Source organism: Mesorhizobium sp. M1A.F.Ca.IN.020.04.1.1, from assembly GCF_003997315.1.
Taxonomy (GTDB): Bacteria; Pseudomonadota; Alphaproteobacteria; order Rhizobiales; family Rhizobiaceae; genus Mesorhizobium.
In genome coordinates this window covers 1-2209 of record NZ_RZSN01000345.1, presented here as the reverse complement: position 1 = coordinate 2209, position 2209 = coordinate 1, and the positions used below count along the sequence as shown (strand labels likewise).

Sequence of the window (2209 nt, the reverse complement as noted above, 5' to 3'; positions counted from 1 at the left end):
AGGTCTTGTGCTGGGCGCCATGTACGCTACCGGCCTGACGCTGACGGGGCTGAACTTCGCCATCCTCATCGGCTTCTTCGCCGGGCTGATCTCCTTCATCCCCTATGTGGGCTCGCTGACCGGGCTGGTGCTTGCTGTCGGCGTCGCCTTCGTCCAGTTCTGGCCGGATTGGACGATGATCGTGGCGGTGGTCTGCGTGTTCTTCGTAGGCCAGTTCATCGAGGGCAATATCCTGCAGCCGAGGCTGGTCGGCAAAAGCGTCGGCCTGCACCCGGTTTGGCTGATGTTCGCGCTCTTTGCCTTCGGTGCGCTGTTCGGCTTCGTCGGCCTGCTGATTGCGGTGCCGGCTTCGGCGGCCATTGCCGTGCTGGTGCGCTTTGCGATTGCCCGCTACCTCGAATCGCCGCTTTACAACGGCCATGCCACAGAGCCAGCACCTCCTTTGCCGGCGGATCGCGGCGGCGGCCGCCGCTCACAGCCGCGTGGCTGAAATGGCTGGCGAACGAACCGATCCACCGCGCCAGCTGCCGCTCGATCTCGGCCACGGTACCGGCTACTCGCGCGACGAGCTCGTCGTCTCCGGGGCCAACGCGCAGGCCGCAGCACTGGTCGACCGCTGGCCGGACTGGCCCGCGCCGGTGGTGGTGCTCGCCGGCCCTCCCGGGACCGGCAAGACGCATCTTGCCCAGATCTGGCAAGCGCATGCGCACGCTGTCGCCATCGCTCCCGACAGCATCGGCGAGCACATTGGCGGGCTTGGCGCGAGCCCCGCGCTGATCGACGACATCGACAAGCTCCCGATCGACGAGCAAGGCCTGTTCCATCTGATCAACACCGTGCGCGGCGCCGGCTCCACGCTGCTTCTGACGGCGCGGCGCTTTCCCTCTGCCTGGCGCGTCGTGCTGCCGGACCTCATCTCGCGGCTGAAAGCGGCTGCGACCATCGAGATCCACGAGCCGGACGACCTGCTGCTCGCCGGCGTTATCACCAAGCTCTTCGCCGACCGCCAGGTCGAGGTGGAGCCGCATGTCGTGCAATATCTGGTGCGGCGCATCGAACGCTCGCTGGCGACTGCCATGCGGGTCGTGGAGCGCCTCGACCGCGCCGCTCTCGAGCGCAAGACGCCGATCACCCGAGCGCTTGCCGCCGAGACCGTCAGCGCCATGGATGAGGGCCAGGGCGAGTTCGATATTTAGAATATCGAGGATGGCTGTTCTCGAGGTTGTGCGCTCTTTACGCCCATAGTCCGGCCAGATGCCGAGCCAGCAGATAGACCCCCGTATGCGCTGCCACGTAGCATGCGGCGACAAAGACGAAGAACACCAGGCTGCCGATCCGCGATGGGGCGACGCTGCCATTCTGCCTCTTGCTCGGCCGGTTGTTCCAAATCCACAGAGTAGCGCACAGGATTGCCCAGGCGACCGCGACCGGAACGGCGAAGCCATAATAGGCCAAATAGGCCGGGCCGATCAGCGACAGCAGCGCCTCGAGAACAGGCATCCAGGTTCCCCTTGCCCCGTTTGCCCGGAGTCTAGAGCAACTCCGGGAAAAGCGCGTAGTGGTTTTCCGTCCGGAGTTGCGGGACGATCGTGGCTGTCCCATTTCGAGCCATTTCCCTGGCATCCATGTTGCAGCGTGGAAGGGGCCGGTTGATCCCGGTCCCGGTCACATTGCAGATCGGGTTGTAGGCTCGCCGGGCTCGAGGTTGTTGGGGACTCGCCCGGCGGGTTTACTCGGTTCCACGCCGACGGCTCCCTTCAGAGATCAAGGCCTGTTGCTCGATGCTGGACACCTTCAGCCCGTCTTGCCATGGCTGGTGAGCAAGCGCAGCACTTGCACGCTCTTCGGCAGCTCGATCAGGAATTCCGCGTCGCGGTCGAGGTGGTGGACCTGGGTCGGCCCGCCGCCGGTGAAGCGCGCCATTGCCTCGATGCTCTCCCAATAGGAGATCGTCACGAACTCGGAATGGGTCGCCGTGTCCTCGCGAAATGTCTGGACGCCGACTGCCTTTTCGATGAGCGGCTTGATGCCGGTCTCGTAATTGTAAGCTTCATAATCGTCGGCTTTTTCCGGCAAGGTCCGGCCGCGCCAGATGCGGGCGATGGTGGGGGTCCTTGGAGTGTCGGCCATGGCAACAGAACTTCTGAAGGCCGACAGGGTTCCCGAAGCGCGGGCTCTAAGATGTTCAGGAAACTGGTCGGAGTGGCGT

4 protein-coding genes are annotated in these 2209 nt (G+C 64.5%); 2 read left to right on the top strand and 2 right to left on the bottom strand.

Annotated features, from left to right (window positions below; all coding sequences use genetic code 11):
* Positions 1-490, top strand: a 490-nt coding sequence (locus tag EOA49_RS31655) for an AI-2E family transporter (protein ID WP_164749376.1), incomplete at its 5' end; no start/stop codon positions are given.
* A gap of 1 nt (position 491) precedes the next feature.
* Entirely contained in the window at positions 492-1196 is a 705-nt protein-coding gene (hdaA, locus tag EOA49_RS31650; protein ID WP_095800030.1) for a DnaA regulatory inactivator HdaA, read from the top strand.
* A 37-nt stretch (positions 1197-1233) separates the two neighbouring features.
* Here hdaA and EOA49_RS31645 read toward each other — a convergent pair whose 3' ends face one another.
* Both EOA49_RS31645 and EOA49_RS31640 read right to left on the bottom strand, forming a co-directional pair.
* A complete protein-coding gene (locus tag EOA49_RS31645; RefSeq protein WP_127239851.1) occupies positions 1234-1500 on the bottom strand; it encodes a hypothetical protein in 267 nt (88 codons plus the stop codon).
* Positions 1501-1794: 294 nt separating this feature from the next.
* The gene (locus tag EOA49_RS31640) at positions 1795-2130 is read right to left on the bottom strand and encodes a hypothetical protein (RefSeq protein WP_067330472.1); all 336 of its coding nucleotides are present in this window, start codon (positions 2128-2130) and stop codon (positions 1795-1797) included.
* Positions 2131-2209: the final 79 nt, after the last annotated feature.

Bases quoted from the DNA above. Each gene is read 5' to 3' on its own strand.
- hdaA (WP_095800030.1), top strand. From the start codon at position 492: ATGGCTGGCGAACGAACCGATCCACCGCGCCAGCTGCCGCTCGATCTC.
- EOA49_RS31645 (WP_127239851.1), bottom strand. From the start codon at position 1,500: ATGCCTGTTCTCGAGGCGCTGCTGTCGCTGATCGGCCCGGCCTATTTG.
- EOA49_RS31640 (WP_067330472.1), bottom strand. From the start codon at position 2,130: ATGGCCGACACTCCAAGGACCCCCACCATCGCCCGCATCTGGCGCGGC.